Below are 18,190 nucleotides of genomic sequence, written 5' to 3' on the forward strand. Positions count from 1 at the left end.
AGGAGATTCGCGATAACGGAAGCATTTATTGTACGTCAGAGTTCGGGGCTTTTTGTTCGAAATGGGCAGGGAGTTATCCAAGAATGGGAAAAGAATATACGGTAGAGATCGATGTAGAAGAAGCTGTGTGCTGGGGAGAAACACTGCATCGGACCGAGTCTGGCCCATGCCGGATTTGCATGAGCGAAGGTTCGATCTATATAACCGGCCTGCTGGAATCGGTTGAAAAAGACGGATACGCCGTGCTTAGACTTTCGAGCTGTATTGTACCGTTTGAAATTGCAGGAGATCTGCCGCCAGCCGGGATATTTGTCCAGTTAAAAACGAACAAAATCACCCTGTACGAAGTCACATAACCTATCCCACCGCTAACGGATCGAGCCGACTTTTAAAAGGAAAAAGGAGGCCATAATCGCCTCTTTGAACGGGTGTTATCCGGCTGAACGTCGTGTCGATCCGTTAGAATCCTAAACTCCGCACCGTCGGATTATAAAAGTTTTATTTTAGAGTAATAAAAATATTCATATCATGCGATCTGACTCCAGGAATATACTCCATGTACTTTATGTTCAAAAAATTCAAACTTTCCTGCCACTGGTCTCTCTCACTATCTTTGTATGAATCTCCATAGCGATCAAGAATGTAGGTTAATACATAGATATCAATTAGTGCTTGTCCATCTTTCATTTGGACCCAGGTTCTTGGAGCAACGACTTCGCCTTCTTTTGCGGTTAACTGAATATTGGAAAAATTTAGTATGAACTTTTTGCCGCTGTTTTCAATAGAGGCAACTTTAGTCTTGTTATTCCATTTGACCGAATCGCCCGTCTTTCCAAATACCGATCTCAAAGGAACAAACTTACTTTTGAATTTTTGAACATTATTTGTGTTTCCGGAAGAGGAATCTTCACCAATAACATTTAAATTCACATTAGTGTAGTAGCTCGCTTCAACTAAATTATTGGCTCTTGTTCTTAAAGATTCAGCTGCATATGCGTTAGGAACTACAGTCGCTATCCCAACCATTAAAACTAACGTTACGATAAGTTTTTTCACAGACGGTTCTCCTTTCCGATTTTATATAATTACAGACGCGTCATACTGGAAAGAAGTTTCTTTCATTTACCTATTTTTTGGGGGGAAAGGATATATCCAAGCATCGATCGATTATTTGGGAAGACTAGTTGTATGTACTGTTACAAGTTGTGAACCTATGTTTCCGGTGGTAGGTGTTTTGGTTACACTACCACTTATGCTTCAACTCTTTACGATTTAGCTTCAACTCTTTACGATTTAATTAGCCTCGACAAAAAGCCTGGGTACCCGTTTCACACGGAATATCCAGGCTTCTTTTTTGTGAATCACCCTTTCACAGCCCCCGCCACAACGCCTCTCACGATATACTTTTGCAGCAGGATAAACACGATAATCGACGGCATGACCGCCATCACCATCGCCGTCATCGCGTACTGCCAGTCGGAGGTGTACTGGCCGACGAAGGTGTACGCGGCGAGGGTCAGCGTCTTGGTCGCGGGCGAGCCGTTGACCATGAGCAGGGGGAGCAGGAAGTCGTTCCAGATCCACATGACGTCGATGATAATGACCGTGGTCGTGACCGACTTGAGCAGCGGGAAGATCACGGAGAAGAAGAGGCGGAAGCCCGACGCTCCGTCGATCGTGGCGCTTTCGTCGATCTCGCGCGGGATGCCTTTGACGAAGCCGTGGTAGATGAAGATCGCGAGCGGCGCGCCGAATCCCCAGTACAGCACGCCGAGGCCCCAGGTGCTTTCGGACAGGTGCAGCGCTTTCGCCATCTGGAGCACGGTGAGCATGATCGACTGGAACGGGATCAGCATCGGGATAATGCACAGCAGGTACAGCACGCCGCTGATGCGCGAACGCGAGCGGGACAGTTTGTAGGCGGCGATCGACGAGAACAGGATGATGCCCGCCAGACCCACTACGGTCACGATCGTATTGTTCAGGAACAGCCGCGGGTAATTGACGGCTTTCCAGACGTAGGCGTAGTTGGCGAAGCTCAGCGACTGCGGCAGCGCGATGACGTCGCTCATGACTTCGGCGAAACTTTTGAACGAGTTGACGATGGCGAGGATCAGCGGATACAGAAACAGCAGGGACAGCAGCACCATGCCGATTTCGAGCAGCAGACGGCCGGGGCGGATGCGTTTCTTGGACTTGGCAGCGGGCGCGGCCGTGGATAAGGACTTGGACATATCAGGCTTCGACCTCCCGGCGTTTGAAAATGTACAGCTGGACGAACGTAATCAGCAGCACGGCAACGAACAGAATGAGCGCCTTGGCGGTGCCGTAGCCGTACAGGTTGTTCTGGAACGTATCGCGGTAGATGTCGTAGGCGACGCTGTACGTCGTTCCGCCCGGACCGCCGGCCGTCAGCGACAGGATCACGTCGAATACCTTGATCGCGTTGGTCAGCGCCATGAACACGGAGATGGTGATCGACGGCGCGAGCAGCGGAAGCGTGATGCTGATAAAGCGCCGCACCGCCCCCGCACCGTCCACGGTCGCGGCTTCTTTGAGATCGCCCGGCACGGACTGCAGCCCCGCGATATAGATGACCATGTAGAAGCCGACCGACTGCCAGATGGACACGCCGAGAATCGAGATGAAGGCCAGTCCCGGCTCGCCGAGCCAGCTCAGCGCGAACACATGCCAGCCCGTCGAATCGCCGAGCGACTCGAAGCCCTGCATGAAAATGAATTTCCAGATAAAGCCGACGATGACCAGGCTCAGGATATACGGCACGAAGAACGCGGCCCGCAGCCAGCTGGTCGAGCGCAGCCCCATATCGAGCACCAGCGCCAGCGCGATCGCGAGCACGTTGACGAGCACGATGTACAGCACCATGTATTTGAGCGTAAAAATGGCGGCGTTCGTAAAGTTGGCGTCCCCGGTCAGGATCTGGCGGAAATTGTCCAGCCCGACGAACGTCGGATGCTTGGCGATCCCGTTCCATTTGGTCATCGAATAGCGCACGGTCAGCACGAACGGCACATAGAAAGCAAAAGCGATACAGATCAGGGCGGGCAGCGTAAACAGTCCGAATTCGAGCCTTTCCCCGCGTTTTCTTCCCCAATTGAACATGGCGCACCTCTTTCCGGTTGGGATCGTTCTCCACAGCGAAGCGCAAATCCGGCGTCGGCCGGGCCCGCAAGAAAAAGTGTGGATTTTCCAGATGCTTGTATTATAGAATGGCGGTATTCCGGCCCCAATGGATTATAGAAAACACTTGAGGGTAAAAAGGTGAACTGTCATGCAAACGCTTACGTCAAAAAGAAAACTCGTCTTCGAACGGTTCCGGAATGCGCTGACGGGAAGGCTGGCGAACAAATTGTTCGTGCCGGTGACCACGATCGTACTGCTGGTCGTGGCGCTGCTGAGCGTCGTATCCGACCAGCTGCTGCGCGGCGAAGCGGTTCGCCACAGCATCGACGGCGCGGCCAACAATCTGCTGCTGGTCAACCGCAACGTGCAGGATTATATGGACGGAATCGCGCAGTTCACGCTGCCGCAGCTCCAGTACGACGACCTGATCCACGCGGTGCTGAACGAAGAGAACGATTACGGCTCGCGCATGTACCTGGAAAGTTATTTGCGGCGGATGTTCTACTCGCGGGGCGATCTGGACGGACTGGAACTGTACATCGCGAAATCGTACAAAACGTACTTTGTGACACGCGAAGCATACAACGTGGTTATCCGCTCCGAGCCCGGCGGCGGAACGACGCAGTCGGACTGGTACGAGCGTTTGCTGGAGCGGCCGGACAACCAGCTGTACCGCTCGCTGCTCGGGCTGGAGGCGGGCGGCGAAGCGGAGGGCGGAAGCGCGAACGATGGAAAAACGCCGGCCGCCGTCGAATCGCCCGGCGATTCTTCGCAGCCGGAAGAATCGAGCTTCCTCGCGTACCATCGGGTGCTGCGCTCGATCGCGTCGCGCCAGCCGCAGGCGGTGCTGACCGTGTACGCCAATTCGTCGGCGCTAAGCCGGATCGTCAGCGATACGCCGCTTGAACAAGGCGAACATCTGGTGCTGCTGGGCAAAGACGGCGATCCGTATTACGTCGACGACGCGGCCTTCTACCGGCGGGCCGGGCAGGATTCCGGCAGCGGTCTGGCGCAGCAGCTGGAGCGTGCGGCGGCGGGTCCGGTGAACTGGAAACTGGGCCGGGACGGCTATCTGCTGATGGCCAACGAATCGGCGCAGGGCGGATGGACGCTGGCGAAGCCCATGCCGTACCGGCATATTTACGAAGCGGCCGACCGCGCCAGACGGCTGAATATCCTGATCGGCGCCGGATTCGTGCTGCTGTCGGCGGCGCTGGTCGCGGTGGTGTCCGGCGCGATCACCCGCCCGCTCGCGCGGCTGGCGCGGCGGATGAACCGGTTCAGCGCCGGCGACTTCGAGACGCAGGCTCCGGTCAGGGGACGCGACGAGATCGCGCATCTGACGCGGCATTTTAACGACATGGTGCAGCGGACGAACGAGCTGATTAACGAGCGCTACCGGATGAAGCTGGTCGAGCAGAGCGCGATCCTCAAAGCGCTGGAAGCGGAGCTGAATCCGCATTTTCTGTACAACGCGCTGCAGGCGATCTCGACGCAGGCGCTTCGGGGCGGCCGGCTGGACATCGCGGACATGGTCGACGATCTGGCCCAGTCGCTGCGCTACTGCATCGGGGGCAGCGATATCGTGCCGGCGTCAGACGAGCTGCGGCATATCGAACGCTATCTGTCGCTGCAAAAAGCGCGCTTCGGCAGCCGTTTGCGCGTGGAATACGCCTGGAGCGAATCGCTGCTGAACCTGCGCATTCCGCGGCTGTCCGTGCAGTCGCTGGTCGAGAATTCGATCAAGCACGCGCTGGAACAGGTCAAAGGAACGGTGACGATCACCATCCGCGCGGAGCGGACAGCAGGCGGGGCGAGCATCACGGTCAGCGACGACGGGCCGGGTATCCGGCCGGAACGGTTGAAGGAAGTGCTGGAGTCGCTGGAGAAGCCTTTTAACGAGCGCGAAGGCGATCATATCGGGCTGCAAAACCTGCATACGCGGCTGCAAATTCTGTACGGCGAGCAGGCGGGGCTCGAGATCCAAACGGACGGCGGCGGAACGCGGCTGATCCTGAATATTCCGCAGGGAGGCGAAGAAGATGTATAGCGTGCTGATTCTGGACGACGAAGAGCCGCTGCGCGAAGCGATCCGCATTCTGGGCAGTTGGGACGCGCTCGGCGTAAGCGAGATTCACGAAGCGACCGACGGCGAAGAAGCGCTGTCTCTGCTGCGCGGACGCCGGATCGATCTGGCGATGGTGGATATGAAGATGCCGGGCATGGACGGAACGGAATTTCTGCGGCGGCTGGAAAAAGAATATCCCGAGGTCTTATGCGTGGTCATCAGCGGCTACAACGACTTCGAATATACGCGGCAGGCGATCCGTTCGCGGGCGCTGGATTATCTGCTGAAGCCGGTCAACCGGCACAGTCTGAACGATGTGCTGCAAAGAGCGGTGGAGGAGCTGGGCGAACGCCGCCGTAAAGCCGAGGAGCTGCTGAAGCGCGGGCGCGCGCTTAACGTCTCGCTGCCCAAGCTGCGCGAGAACGTGTACCTTTCGATTATCCGGCGCAGCTTCAACGAAAGCCGCGAAGCCGATACGCTGGCGATGATCGGCGCGGCCGGCGGCGCTTCGAAATGGTACGGCGCGGCGTCGCTGCGCCTGCTCAACTTGGACCGGGTACGGCGCGGCCGGTTCTACGGCGATACCGGCCTGCTGCACGCCGCGATCGCCAACGTCGCGTGGGACTGCGCGCCGGAAGGAATGGAAGGCTTTGCTTTTGCCGATCCCGGCGCGGAGCGGGAGATGATCCTGGTCTGCCAGTGCGCGCGGGGCGCAGGCACGGGCGTCACCGCGAGTGCTGGAGAAGCGGGAGCTGCGCGAAACGGCGCCGGACAAGCGGAGACGGAGCAGGCGGGCGCGCAGCGCCGCGTGGAAGTCTACCTGCGCGCGCTGCTGCCCGCGCTGGACCGGCTGTTCGGCCTGCGCGCGGCCGCCGGTTTCGGTCCGCTTTCCGCGTCGATCGCGGAACTGGCGGATTCGTACGAGCAGGCCGGAGCCGCCGCCGGACGGCTGAACCTGCTGCGCATCGACGGTCCGGCGCTGGCGGGACCGGACGGAACCGGCGAGCTGCCGCTGCGCAGCGCGGCGGAGCGGGCGGCGCTGCTGCGCGCGGCAGGCCCGCCCGCGCCCGGGCCGGAGCCGAGCGCGACGGCTCGCTCGGCGCACGGCGGCAGGCGGGAGGCTGCGCGCCTTCCCGCTTCGGAGAGCGAGTCCGGCGCGATGCCGCCGGAAGAACCGGAGCGGCCGGGCGCCGCGGCCGCCCGGCTTGAAGCAGCGGCCGCGCGCTCGGGGCGCGGCCAGGCCCCGGACGCGGAAGCTTTCGCGTCCGCGCTGGCGCGCATCGCCGCAGCCGCGCAAAGCGGGAGCCGCGCCCAGGCGCTGCGGCTCGCGGAAGACGCGGCCGCGGAGTTGGCCGCGCCGGGGTACCTGGCGCTGGACGACGCCCAGCGCCTGCTCGCCGAAGCCGAAGCCCGGCTCGGCGCCGGCGGCGAAGCCGCCGCGGCGGACGCCGAAGAGGCCGGCTTCGCGGCCGGTTCGGCGGGGTTGGCCCGGCCCGGCGGCAGCGCAGCTGGGGCTTCGCCACAGGCGGCTTCGCGGCCCGGCGAAGCGGGCCGGGCTTACGCGGCGGCCGGGAACGGCGGCGTCGGAGCGCCGCATCCGACGCCGCCGCTCGCGCGGCCGGGCATGGAAGCGCCCGGCGGCTCGGCCGGAATCGGCGAGGATATCGGCGATCTGGCCGACGCCGCGCAGTGGAAGCGGCGGCTGCTCGACGCCGTCGAGCGCTGCTGCCGGCAGGCACGGCGGGCGGACGGCACGGGCGCTTCGTTTCATATCAGCGAGATCCGCGCGTATATCGACCGGCACTACTTCGAGGAGATCAAGATCTCGATGTTTACCGAGAAATATTTTCTCAGCCGCGAGTACCTGATGAAGCTGTTCAAGCAGGAATACGGCGTCGGCATCCACGAATACACGCAGAAGCTGCGCATGGAGAAAGCGCGCGTGCTGCTCGGCCGCGAAAGCCTGAAGATCCAGGAGATTTCCGACATGCTCGGCTACAACGACAAGAACTATTTCAGCAAAGCGTTCCGCAATTACTTCGGCGTCTCGCCGTCGGAATATCGGAGCGGAGCGGGAGAGCGGGGGTAATCCGCCGCAGGCGCAAACCCGTTCGGACCGCGGCGGGATTGCCAGGGCTGCCATTCCCGCCTCGACCGGACAAACTCTGAAAATCCACACTTGAAGTCAGCATTTTGCGCAAAATTCGGCGGCAAAGCGTCGAATGCTGATCCCGGGTCAACATTTATCCGCATGCGGGCCGCCAAAAAGACAATTCCGGGAAAAATTCGCACCGCAGGTCAACATTCGGCCTGTTACCCTGCCAGAAATGGCAAAAATGCTGACCGGAAGTCAGCATTCTTTTTAACTGGCTTAAATAACCTCATAGAGCCCAAGCCGTGTCGAGCCCAAGCCGCGTCGAAGCCGCACCTTGCCGCGCCTTGCTAAACTTTTCTGCGCCGTGTCTCGTCGCAGAGCTGCCAGCCGCTTTCTCAAGCCGCATCGACTTTGTTCTCCCGCGCCGTCACGATGACCGCCGCCGCTGCTCCGGCTGCCGCGATCATCATGCACAGGATCAATTCGGGCATGACGGCGCGGCCGCGCAGGATCACGCTGAACAGCGCATTGTGCTCGAAAAAAGAGTCGCTGATCGCGCTCAGGTACAGCACCCAGAAGGCGAGGCCGAGCGGAACGATCTTGACGAGCGCGGACATCGTATTTGTGCTGAATTTCGCCAGCAGGAAAGCGAAGCAGGCCGCGCCGACGCTCAGCAGGACGATCATGCCGGCGAGCAGCATGGCGTACTGTCCGAAGGTGATGTCGTACAGGATTCCGAGACCGCCTCCGCTTTCCAAGACAAGCATCGAGGCGCCGAGGTAATCGCCGACGCCCGCCGCGAACAGAGGAATCGCGCTCAGACCGACCAGCAGCAGCGACAGGGCGCAGGCGCTGAACGCCATCGCGGCCCACTGGATAAACAGCATGCGGCGGCCGGCGGCCGATGAATAGTGAAGCAAATAAATCCTGCGCATCCGATCGCGGGCCAGCGGAGGAGAGACAAGCAGCAGCGCTGCAAGAATAACGGACACGCCGACTACGGTCGCATACAGGGAGACGCTTCCGTTCAGATTGTCGGGAACCAGGCTGTTGTTATGCCTGGCGAGAATCCTGCGGGCGGCTTCCGCGACAACGGGGCGTTCGTCATGGTCGATATAATCTTGCAGATAGGGTTCGTATTCTGCGTACTTATCGTACAAGTTCGAGATCATACCCAGTCGAACATACGGAGAAGCGAACTGCTTTCGCGGATCGTTCCAGTATTCGTCGAGCGATAGCTTCATATCCATTTGCATCGTGATCTCGTCAAACGGTTCAAGTTCCGCCTCGCTCATGCCGGACCTGTCTTTGGAACGAAAAAGGTCATACTCCGCGTAAGTCGAAATTCCATTGCCGGTAAAAAGCGGGTCTTGCGCGATCCAATCGTCCAGTTCCGCGTAAAGCGCCGCCTGCTTACCCGGAATATCGTAATCCGCCAGTTCTTCCGGCTCCAGCGTCGGACCGTATTTCTCGAACATCTCGCGCTGATAAGGACCGTACGACAAGCCGTAATGGCTTACCGTTTTATAAGTCTGTATGTCTCCTCTCAGAATCGAGAACCAGACCAGCGCCGCGAGCGCGGCAATCAGCGCCAGAATGCGCCAGTTCCATATTTTCTTGAATTCATATAGAAACAAGCTCAATGCAGCTCCCTCCTTTGCAGCGATCGGTAAGCGAACCCGGCGGCAGCGGCAAACACCGCCAGCGAAGCGCACAGGCCGAGCGTTTCGAAGTGCGCCCATACCATGTCCGCCCGGCCGTCGGTAAACCAGGTTCCGCTGCTCTTCCACAGCCATACCGGATTGAGGCCCCATGCGCCCCTGGCGATGGAGCCGTAAGGCATGAACGGCGCGCGCGGGATCAGGTACAGGATCGCGAGCACCGATACGGCGGTTCCGAAAGCGAGGTAAGCGCTGCGCGCTCCGATGCCGCAAGCGTACCCGAGCAGGCAGCAGCAGAGCGCGAGTCCGATACCGATTCCGATCGCGGCCCATAGATACCCGGCGACCGTGAAGCTGTGCCAGGTGATAAAAGGCTTCGTTTCGCCCAGGGCATGATCGAATACGCTGGAGACGTTCGCGTTCCAGACGATGGAAAAGTCGAAAAGGGCGAAGAAGATCAGCAGGCTCAGGCCGATCACGAGAACGCTCAGCAGCGCCGATACGCTCAGCGAAGCGCAGAGTTTGACCACTTGCACCCGCCGGCCGGTCTTCGACGCATAGATGGCCGATTCGGTGCCCCGCATCTGTTCGTGGGTGGTCGACAGCAGAGCGGCGAGCAGCGCAAGCAGACCGACTTCCGCGCTGAGGTACATGAACAGCTTTCCGAACAGCAGAACCTGGAAATCGGACGTTTGACCGTCGAAATAAGTACGGGGCGCATCGCCGCCCGCGGCTCTCCGGTCGACGACAAGCTGGAGAGCCTCGTATTTCCCGCGAATATGTTCGGCGTTCGTTCCGGTAAGACGAAGCGCGGAGATGTAAAATTCGGCGATACCCGCGGTCCGATACCCTTCGAAAATATTGGCGGCCTCGGCCGCGAGGGCGTCGGCGGCGCTGTGGTCTTGATTCTGCGGCGTCATCCCGTCGTATTCGACGAGCAGGAACATCAGGTTGACCAGGATGCACAATGCGGCGAGGCTCAGAACAAGAGGCGAGAGCGCCAGCTTTTTAAACTCATAAATAAAAGTCATGGCCCCGCCTCATCGTTCTTCGTCCCGGTACACGTACAGAAACACGTCTTCCAGATTGGGGTTCACGACCCGGGCCGCCGAAGCGCAGTCCCGCTCGCTGGCAAAGCGGGTTACGGTCCGGCCGTTCTCCTGCCGCTCGGTCAGCACAAGATGCGGCGCCTTGATGGCTTCGATATCATCCGTTTCGTACACGTTGCCGTCAAGCGTGCCGCAGATCGCGGCCGGCGAATCCTGGGTAAGCAGACGGCGGTCTTTAAGCAGGATCACGCTGCTCGCGATCGTCTCGATATCCGATACGATATGGGTCGAGAGAATGACGATCCGGTCTTTGGACAGCGACGAGATCAGATTGCGGAAGCGGACGCGCTCTTTGGGATCGAGTCCGGCGGTAGGCTCGTCGAGAATCAGAATCTGCGGATCGTTCAGCATCGCCTGCGCGATGCCGACCCGCTGGATCATGCCGCCGGAGAATTTGCGCATTTTCTTGTTGCGGACATCCGACAAACCGACGAGATCGATCAGTTCGTCGGCGCGGCGCGCGCCCCGGTCGCGTTTCAGGCATTTGACCGCCGCCATATATCTTAGAAATTCGCGCGGCGTATGGTTGCGGTAATACCCGAAGTCCTGCGGCAGATAGCCGATCATATCGCGGTACGCGGCGTCGAGCCCGATAATGTCGTCGCCGTTCCACAGAATTTCGCCTTTGGTGGGGAAGATCAGCGTGGACAGCATTTTGATCAGCGTCGTTTTGCCGGCTCCGTTGGGAGCGAGCAGGGCGTAGACGCCCCTGGAGAATTCCAGGTCGATCTGTTCGAGAGCGGTGAAGCTGCCGTATTGTTTGGTGACGCGATTAAGCGATAACATGGGGATTGACCTCCCGGAGCATTTTCGAAATTTGCCAAACGAACAAAGCGGCGCCGGCGGCGGCGAATCCGATCGAGAAGGCGAGCGGCATGCCGCGCAGCAGATGTTCCCATTTGTCGCCCAAGCCAAACGGAAGCGCGACACTCGCAAACAGCCATACAGCCGAGAAAGCGGCGTATCCCCACCGGCTCCCTGCCCGCTGCAGCACGGACAACGAAAGAATCGCGCAGATCAGCAGGGCGGACAGGCACAGCGGGAACAAAGCAGCGAATCCAAGTTCGCCGTCCGCGCCCGCGAAGGCGACAGCCGCGGTGAAAGCGGCGCCGAGAACGGAATAACAGATCATGCGCAGCACGGCGATCTGCCCGATCGTATACCGGCACGTTTGTTTGATCTCGTACAGTCCGCCCAGTCGTTCCGACGTCCCGGCAAACAAGACCGCGAGCAGGATCAGCAGCGGAGACACCGCGACGGAAGCGGAAGCGCGATAGCTTTCGGGCGCCAGCATGAACAATGCGAACACGCAGGCCAGAGTAAGTCCGGCGAAAAACAGGCTGTACCCCGTATCCCAGAAAATAAAGCGCAGGCCCAGTTCCCGCAGCATAACCGATATTCGTTTGCCCGCCGAGCTCGGCTTGACCAGCCCGCGGGCGAGAATGCGATCGATGCTGGCATTTTTTTCGCGTTCATTCATAATCCGCAAACTCCTTTCCCAATCGTTGGATGAGGCGGTAATACCGGGACTTGACGCTTCCTTCCGCCAGATCGGTAATTCCCGCGATCTCCCGGAACGTATATCCGCCGAACAGATGCAGCCTGAAGATCTTCTGGGTATCCGGCGGCATTTCGCCCACGAACGCGAAGACCTGTTCGACCAGCTCGCCGCTCTCCAGCAGCCGGGTGAAGTCGCTTTCGTCGACAGGCTCCGTTTCGTCCAGCGTGATCGTTGCGGCCCCGTTCCGGTACGCGCGCGAGCGGTACCAGTCGATCAGCTTGTTGGCGGCGATCCGGTGCAGCCAGGTCCGGAAACTCGCGCCTCCGCGCGCATCGTAATGCCCGATCGAGCGCAGCATGGAGATGAAGATCTCCTGCGTCAGGTCCAGCGCGATATCGTCGCTCGATACCTGTCTGCGCACAAAACGGTACATGTCGTCGTAATAATGCCGCACCAGTCGGTCGGCGGCGGCGCGATCGCCGTTTCGCCGGATTTGCTTGATAAGGCGCAGCTCGTTCAACCGCCTGACCTCCTTTTTCCGTGGTTCTATGGGTATAGTCGACGGGAGTTGTCAAATAGTTTCAACGGGCGCGGCCACTTTTTTACCCCTAACAGGCCGCTTATGTGCATTCTGCTTCGCAGTGCCCTGCCGCTACAATAACGGTAACGGGCGCGTTGATCGTTTTTCGCCGAAGTCCGGCCGAAGAACGGATACGCTCCACTTTTCGAAACCAGGGGGTACGACAATGTTCAAAAAAATGTTCGCCCTGCCGGCGGTCCTGCTGCTCGGCACGTCGCTGCTGGCCGGCTGCGGAAGCGGCTCGGGCAATGAATCGGCAACGAGCGGCGCAGGCGCATCGACAGAAGAAACGTCCGCCGATCAGCCGGTGACGATCAACATGTTCACGGCTTCGCCGGAGTATACCGACGCGTTCAACGCCTATATCGAAGAGTACAAGAAGGTCAAGCCGAACGTTACGATCAACCTCGAAATCATGCAGGCCGACTACAACACCGTCCTCAAGTCGCGGATCGCGGCGGGCAGCACCCCGGACGTGTTCCAAACGACGGCTGGCGGCGATATCGACACTTACGCCGATTACAGCGCCGACCTGACGAACGAGCCGCTGGCGGCCGCGATGACCGACGCCGTGCGCGCCAATATGAGCTCCACCGACGGCAAAGTGCTCGGACTTCCGGTCAAAGGCAATCTGTTCGCTTTGATCTACAACAAAGATTTGTTCGAACAGGCCGGCATCACCGAACCTCCGGCAACGATCGCCGAAATGGACGACGCGATCGCCAAGCTCGAAGCCAAAGGCATTAAACCTTTTGCGAACGCTTACAAAGAGTGGTGGGTATGGAAGCACATCTTCCAGCACTACGTGGACGCGGCCGCGGACGACGCCGGCATCTCCGCGCAGGAACTGGTGAACAAATTCATCAAAGGCGAAACGACGTTTAGCGAGTATCCGCTGCTGGAAAACAACTTCTTCGCCTTTATCGACACGACGGTCGCGCACGGAACTGACAAGCCGCTCGAACGCGACAGCAACGCCGAAGTCAGCGATTTCGCGTCCGGCAAAGCGGCCATGATGACCGGCAAAGGCGCGTGGGACGAAGAAGCGATCATGAAGATCAACCCGGACTTCAAGCTCGGCATCATGGGCTACCCGGTCAGCGACAAAGCCGAGCAATCGCAGATCATTACCGGCGCCGACCAGGCGCTGCGCATCAATAAAGATTCGGCCGCAGCGCCGCAAACGATCGAATTCTTTAACTGGCTGTATACGTCCGAGTACGGCAAGAACTGGTTCTCCCAGGTCGCCAAAGTCATACCGCCGATCAAGGACGCGCCTCTGCCGGACCTGCAAATGCCGAAAGAAATGGACGAGATCCTGAAGACCGCGAAGTCCGGCGACCTGTCCGTCAACTACTCGCTCGACACGTTCCATCAGAAATTCGGCGAGATCATGCAGGCTTATATCGGCAAAAATAAAACGAAAGAACAAGCGATTGAAGAGATTCAGCAGGCGTGGATTCAGCTCGGTTCGTCGCAGTAAAGCTTTACAAATACCGTATAAGCAGCCGGAAGTTCGCACCTGCAAATCAGGCAGCGGGCTCCCGGCTTTTTTTGCGTACACAGGCGGTGTAGCGAGCGCTTGTTCAAATGAGCATAAATTGGGGATTTATTGATAAAGAAACGGGAGGATTTATATGTTGTTCAAAGGAGGTGTCTCGTCATGCCGCAGCCTTACCGCAAATTCACTTTTACCTTCGACTCCGGCGAGCGCTTTGGAAGCTGCGAGGAGATCGTCGGACTTGGAGAACGCATATCGGCAGATCCCGAAGAAGAAACGCCGATAACCGCGGTTACATTGGTTGGCTTCGAACTCGACAAACACTTTACCCGCTGCAGCCGCCGCACACGGGTTCAACTGGAATCGATGCGGATCGTGGCGCAAAACCGTAAAGGCCAGCAGTTGACCGAACTTTACGGCGCTCCGAGCGGAACCATCGACTGGAGGCAGAGGGAGTTCGAGCAGGGAAAAGTAGATTGGGAACTGGACTTTCTATTTTCTTCCCGGCCGTCCGCGGAAGCTTTGCAGGTCTGGAAGCTGTGGGAGAACGGCCTGCCGCTGCGCGCCAACGAATGGGTCGATCTGTCTGCGGAGCTGCAAAGCGGCTGGCTGGAAGCGGTGCGGATCAAGGGATATTCGGAAGCGGAATACGTTCGCGGCGATGCGCCGATCGAAATCGATATGCGCGGCGTGCGGGATCGGAACACTTTTTTTCTGGCGCTGGGCGAAGCGATGATCGGCCCGGGCGGTTATTACGGGCACGAAGCACTTAGCCTGGACGATCTGCTGTGCTGCGAACCGGGGCTGCCGGCTCCGGACAAGCTTGTGCTTGTGTACGATCTCCCTTCTGGAGGAGATACACGGCCGGGGGAAGATCTTTTTTTGAATCAAAATACAAAGGAGGCCCGGGAGCTGCGGCGGCTGTTCGACAAATACGGCGTAACGCTGACGCCTATCGACCGGACTTCGCAGGCGGTATACCGGAAGGAGAACGAATCTCCATGAAAATCTCCGATATCGAAGCGCGCGAAGGCATCGTTTGGACAGAGCGGGAACAGGAAGCGGAATACCCGCTGCCCCGCTGGTATGCGGGTGTGCGCGAGAAATCCCTGCACGAATTGACGCTGGACGATCTGGGGCGCTTTGTGAGACAGGAGCTTTACCTGGCGGATATCCTGCCTTACGTGCTGGAAAAGCTGTGCGAAGATCCGCTGGCCGGAGCGCTGTACCGGGGGCAGCTGCTTCGAGCGGTATCCGATCTTTCCGACGACGGCTGGAAGCGGCTGGACGAGTCGTCGCGCGCGGCATGGGCGGAGTGTATCAGAGAGGCCCGGCAGGAAGCGGAGCGTAATCTGATCGCGGCTGACGTTCTACTGAAACGTTTGGAGTCGTAATATTCGGTATAGCCAAAGGAGGTGTTTTTGTGACGCTTACCCAGAAAGACCGTGAAATGAATGCGAAACTCGGCGAAATTTTTGACATGAAAGAAAGCGGACAAGCGGACTTTGCGCTGCTGGAACGCTACTCTTACGACTCGGAGGGACTGGTACGCGTCGAAGCGGCCGCGGCTTTCTACACTTTCTTCGACGAGCGCGCGCAGCAGATCCTGCTGCGTCTCGCGAACGATCGCGATTGGCTGGTTCGAACGGAAGCGTGCGAATCGCTGTGCCTCAGCCGGTCGGAGCATGTACTGGAGTTTCTGAAAACCAAACTTCGCCGGGATCGTTCCGTTAAAGTGCGGACTTATGCGGTGCTGTCCTACGGCGATATCGTGTGGGAACTGGATAAAGACCGTCACGAGTGTCTCCTTTTTATAAAAGAAACCCGGCTGCGCGAAACCTCTCCCGGGATGCTGTTGGCCTGCGATAAAGTGCTGTATGAGATGGGCGAAGAAGAAGCACTTGACCGGCTGCTGGATGGGTTGAAGCTCGATAAGCTTAATCACCGCTGTTCAGCCGGCAATCGTTTGCTGGAAGTGGTGAATGCCCGGAACGCGCGCCGAATCCGGTACGAAGCGCTCGACTGGCTGGGCCGGGAATCGGTTTCCGCGACCGTCAGCATCGCTGTAGAGCTGATCGATGCGTGCATTGCGGCGGAAGGGAAGGATGCGGCGAAGAAGCAGTCGGAGATCGAAAACCAAACTTGGTGACGACACGCAGGAGGAGGCGATCCGCATCGCGGCTATCGCATATACGTTATTCGCGGCGGTCCGGCGGACGAATGGCTGACCCGGATTTCGCTGGCGCGCACGACGGAAGAGCTGGAAGAGAGTCTGGCCGAACGGATGATCGAGGAAAAAGAACAAGAGTCCGCCATTGCGCTAAATGAGACGATCATCGGATTTTTGGCGCCAAACTTTTCAATAACTTAACTGCCGGAAGCGGAAAGGAGAACTATTATGAAAATCGTCGGCTTGAAAAAACTCGATCCCGTTATCCGCTTTTGGAGAAGGGTGATCCAGAAAGAGCGGGACTGGTTCGAGCGAATGGAGAACGACCGCGAAGCGGTGTTCGACGAACTGTCCGAGGCGCTGCAGTCGGTGGACGCCAATCTTGTATTCGAGGTATCGGAGCAGCTGGTGGAGGGCAAAAGGGAACTGATCCTGTCGGCCGACGGCATCTTCGATTCGTTCGATAGCGTCATCTCGCTGTACGATGCCGCGCCCGAGCTCAAGTATTGGAAAGTGATCGCTTTTCGGCCCCGTATGCAGTCGGCGGACGGTCTGGTCATCCAGATGATAGATTGGAAATTATCGTATGACGATATTTATTTCAGCTTCGAGCCGCATGAAAATGATGTCGATCTGAACGTGCATATCCGGAACTACGATGCGGAAGACGGGCGTTTTTCAAGCGCTTATTTTATTCTGCTGGATACGCTGATCGGCGAGTTCGACGCGGTGATGCGGATCGGCGAAACGAAGTTTCAGCGGCTGGAAGAATCGGAGATAAGCGGGCTGCGTCCGTTTGTCGAGCTTACGGAAGTAGTGGATTCGCTGATTTGAGGAAGATCGGTAGGGGAAACAACGCCCGGAAAGGGGTCCTGTGTGAAGCTGAATCGACAAATGCAAGAATATCTTCTGGCAGCCGAACGTCCGAATTGTGCCGCAGCCGCGCCGATCGACGAAATCGGGTTCGAGCGTCTGTGCCAGCCCGTTTTTGTAGAATGGGACGGCTGCGTGCTGCTGCAAAGCGAACACACCGCCGGGCTTCCCTCCAACTTTCAGCCGGGCCCGTTGTGGAGCGACCGGACAGCGTTGGAAGCTTTCCGCAATCATATTCATATAAACGACCTTTTTACCGGGACCTGTTCTCCGCTTCAAGCGTTTCGTACGGGGTTGCATCTTTTCGAAGCGTGGCACAGCGCATTAAACCGGACGTTTGCGGGCGGGGAACAGCCGATCCTGCTCGTACTGTCGTTCGATGGAGAAGAAGCCGTACTGCGTTTTTATGTAAAAAGATCGAACGAGCCGGTTTGGCTGAACGAAGCTTCATTGGAAGACTATGCGGAAGGGCTGATGGTTGCCGGAATTTAAACCGATCCTCGAAAAGAAAGGAGATTTATCATGGCTTTATTTGGTCCTTACACCGGCGATTCAAGCAGCTCCGAAGCTTATGCGATCGGCGTTCATTGGAAAGAGAAGCTCGGTTACAAGGTCGTTGAAGGAAGCGGCTTCTACGGACACTTTTTCGGGGGACAGACCTGGGAGCTTCCGCTTTGTCCATCCTGCCGGCAGCCGCTTCAGCAGATTCTTACGTTCGATCTGAACGACCCGGCGCTGCTTGAGCTCAAAGTCGGAGGGCTATCGGAGCTTCCGCTCGTCTCGTGCCTCAACTGCTCGTACTGCTGGGAGCCGCAGGCTTTTCGCCTGATTGTGCCTGAAAATAAGGTGCAGATCGTCGATCAGTGGGATGATCAGGATTGGCGGATGGACGAAGAAGATCGTCTGCCCGTGCCGCTTCCGCAAACGTCGATGAAGCTAGAGCGTATGACCGAAGACGATCTGCCGATCGACGAGGACTGCTTCGAGCTTGCCTTGGAACGTTTCGGCCGGGAGCAGATCTGCCGCATCTTGGGCGCGCCGCTATATCTGACGGACCCGATCGACCGGCAGTGTCCGGGCTGCGGTTCGGAAATGATCTATGCCGCGCAGATTATCGAAGACGACTATACGCAAAAGCCGCCGCTGATTTCGGTGGTCGATTTCAAGCTGGGCGAACTGGTCCTGTATTTCTCGCTCTGCCCTTCCTGCCTGATCTTGAAAACGGAGATGCAGGGAACGTAAGCGGCGGCAAAGCAGGAGTTTTACCGACTCATTTATACTCATAGGCCAGATTCGGAAAATAGCGTCCCCGGTACAATTATTTTTGCTTTTTGAAGCAGGATTGCCCAAATAGCGTCCCGGGTACATCTATTTTCACAAGAAGAGGTCCTGATGGCGGCAGGAAGAAGAAATAAATGTACTCCTGGTTACTACTTAGGTCCTCTCTATCGTCATTCTATAAAAAAAAGGATTTTTCAACCCGAATCT

18 protein-coding genes are annotated in these 18,190 nt (G+C 58.1%); 10 read left to right on the forward strand and 8 right to left on the reverse strand.

Features of this window, described 5'->3' with window-relative positions; translation table 11 throughout:
* Positions 1-83: 83 nt before the first annotated feature.
* Positions 84-356, forward strand: a complete 273-nt coding sequence (locus QWJ34_RS26355; protein WP_302732098.1) for a hypothetical protein — start codon at positions 84-86, stop codon at positions 354-356.
* A 142-nt stretch (positions 357-498) separates the two neighbouring features.
* Here QWJ34_RS26355 and QWJ34_RS26360 read toward each other — a convergent pair whose 3' ends face one another.
* The 3 genes from QWJ34_RS26360 to QWJ34_RS26370 form a co-directional block, all read right to left on the reverse strand.
* Entirely contained in the window at positions 499-1,056 is a 558-nt protein-coding gene (locus QWJ34_RS26360) for a stalk domain-containing protein (RefSeq protein ID WP_302732099.1), read from the reverse strand.
* A gap of 305 nt (positions 1,057-1,361) precedes the next feature.
* Positions 1,362-2,234 (reverse strand): carbohydrate ABC transporter permease, encoded by an 873-nt coding sequence (locus tag QWJ34_RS26365; RefSeq protein ID WP_302732100.1) that lies wholly within the window; start codon positions 2,232-2,234, stop codon positions 1,362-1,364.
* A 1-nt stretch (position 2,235) separates the two neighbouring features.
* Positions 2,236-3,123 carry a carbohydrate ABC transporter permease gene (locus QWJ34_RS26370; protein ID WP_302732101.1) on the reverse strand — a complete coding sequence of 296 codons (888 nt, stop codon included), beginning with the start codon at positions 3,121-3,123 and terminating at the stop codon, positions 2,236-2,238.
* Positions 3,124-3,292: 169 nt separating this feature from the next.
* Between QWJ34_RS26370 and QWJ34_RS26375 the strand changes: the two genes are divergently transcribed.
* The gene (locus tag QWJ34_RS26375) at positions 3,293-5,194 is read left to right on the forward strand and encodes a sensor histidine kinase (RefSeq protein WP_302732102.1); all 1,902 of its coding nucleotides are present in this window, start codon (positions 3,293-3,295) and stop codon (positions 5,192-5,194) included.
* Entirely contained in the window at positions 5,187-7,301 is a 2,115-nt protein-coding gene (locus QWJ34_RS26380; protein ID WP_302732103.1) for a response regulator, read from the forward strand. The genes QWJ34_RS26375 and QWJ34_RS26380 overlap by 8 nt, the downstream gene beginning before the upstream one ends.
* A 401-nt stretch (positions 7,302-7,702) precedes the next feature.
* Here the strand turns inward: QWJ34_RS26380 and QWJ34_RS26385 are convergent, their stop codons facing one another.
* From QWJ34_RS26385 to QWJ34_RS26405, 5 genes are read right to left on the reverse strand one after another with little or no spacing between them, the layout of a single operon-like run.
* Complete coding sequence (locus QWJ34_RS26385; protein ID WP_302732104.1) at positions 7,703-8,950, reverse strand: hypothetical protein; 1,248 nt, start codon at positions 8,948-8,950, stop codon at positions 7,703-7,705.
* Complete coding sequence (locus QWJ34_RS26390) at positions 8,947-9,999, reverse strand: hypothetical protein (protein WP_302732105.1); 1,053 nt, start codon at positions 9,997-9,999, stop codon at positions 8,947-8,949. Before QWJ34_RS26390 ends, QWJ34_RS26385 begins: the two co-directional genes overlap by 4 nt.
* Before the next feature lie 9 nt (positions 10,000-10,008).
* A complete protein-coding gene (locus QWJ34_RS26395; protein ID WP_302732106.1) occupies positions 10,009-10,863 on the reverse strand; it encodes an ABC transporter ATP-binding protein in 855 nt (284 codons plus the stop codon).
* Positions 10,850-11,557, reverse strand: coding sequence for a hypothetical protein (locus QWJ34_RS26400; RefSeq protein WP_302732107.1), 708 nt, complete (start codon positions 11,555-11,557; stop codon positions 10,850-10,852). The genes QWJ34_RS26395 and QWJ34_RS26400 overlap by 14 nt, the downstream gene beginning before the upstream one ends.
* Positions 11,550-12,098 carry an RNA polymerase sigma factor gene (locus tag QWJ34_RS26405; protein WP_302732108.1) on the reverse strand — a complete coding sequence of 183 codons (549 nt, stop codon included), beginning with the start codon at positions 12,096-12,098 and terminating at the stop codon, positions 11,550-11,552. The genes QWJ34_RS26400 and QWJ34_RS26405 overlap by 8 nt, the downstream gene beginning before the upstream one ends.
* Positions 12,099-12,324: 226 nt before the next feature.
* On the opposite strand from QWJ34_RS26405, the gene QWJ34_RS26410 reads away from it, so the two are divergent.
* The 7 genes from QWJ34_RS26410 to QWJ34_RS26440 all read left to right on the forward strand — a co-directional run bounded on the left by QWJ34_RS26410 (position 12,325) and on the right by QWJ34_RS26440 (position 17,944).
* Positions 12,325-13,641, forward strand: coding sequence for an ABC transporter substrate-binding protein (locus tag QWJ34_RS26410; protein ID WP_302732109.1), 1,317 nt, complete (start codon positions 12,325-12,327; stop codon positions 13,639-13,641).
* A gap of 180 nt (positions 13,642-13,821) precedes the next feature.
* Complete coding sequence (locus tag QWJ34_RS26415; RefSeq protein ID WP_302732110.1) at positions 13,822-14,664, forward strand: barstar family protein; 843 nt, start codon at positions 13,822-13,824, stop codon at positions 14,662-14,664.
* A complete protein-coding gene (locus QWJ34_RS26420) occupies positions 14,661-15,053 on the forward strand; it encodes a contact-dependent growth inhibition system immunity protein (RefSeq protein ID WP_302732111.1) in 393 nt (130 codons plus the stop codon). The genes QWJ34_RS26415 and QWJ34_RS26420 overlap by 4 nt, the downstream gene beginning before the upstream one ends.
* A gap of 29 nt (positions 15,054-15,082) precedes the next feature.
* Positions 15,083-15,808, forward strand: a complete 726-nt coding sequence (locus QWJ34_RS26425) for a HEAT repeat domain-containing protein (RefSeq protein ID WP_302732112.1) — start codon at positions 15,083-15,085, stop codon at positions 15,806-15,808.
* 249 nt (positions 15,809-16,057) lie between these two features.
* On the forward strand, positions 16,058-16,663 hold the full coding sequence (locus tag QWJ34_RS26430) for a hypothetical protein (protein WP_302732113.1): 606 nt from the start codon (positions 16,058-16,060) through the stop codon (positions 16,661-16,663).
* 60 nt (positions 16,664-16,723) lie between these two features.
* The gene (locus QWJ34_RS26435; protein WP_302732114.1) at positions 16,724-17,194 is read left to right on the forward strand and encodes a hypothetical protein; all 471 of its coding nucleotides are present in this window, start codon (positions 16,724-16,726) and stop codon (positions 17,192-17,194) included.
* A gap of 30 nt (positions 17,195-17,224) precedes the next feature.
* Positions 17,225-17,944 (forward strand): hypothetical protein, encoded by a 720-nt coding sequence (locus tag QWJ34_RS26440; RefSeq protein WP_302732115.1) that lies wholly within the window; start codon positions 17,225-17,227, stop codon positions 17,942-17,944.
* Positions 17,945-18,190 lie beyond the last annotated feature (246 nt).

This window comes from Saccharibacillus sp. CPCC 101409, from assembly GCF_030518235.1.
GTDB lineage: Bacteria > Bacillota > Bacilli > Paenibacillales > Paenibacillaceae > Saccharibacillus.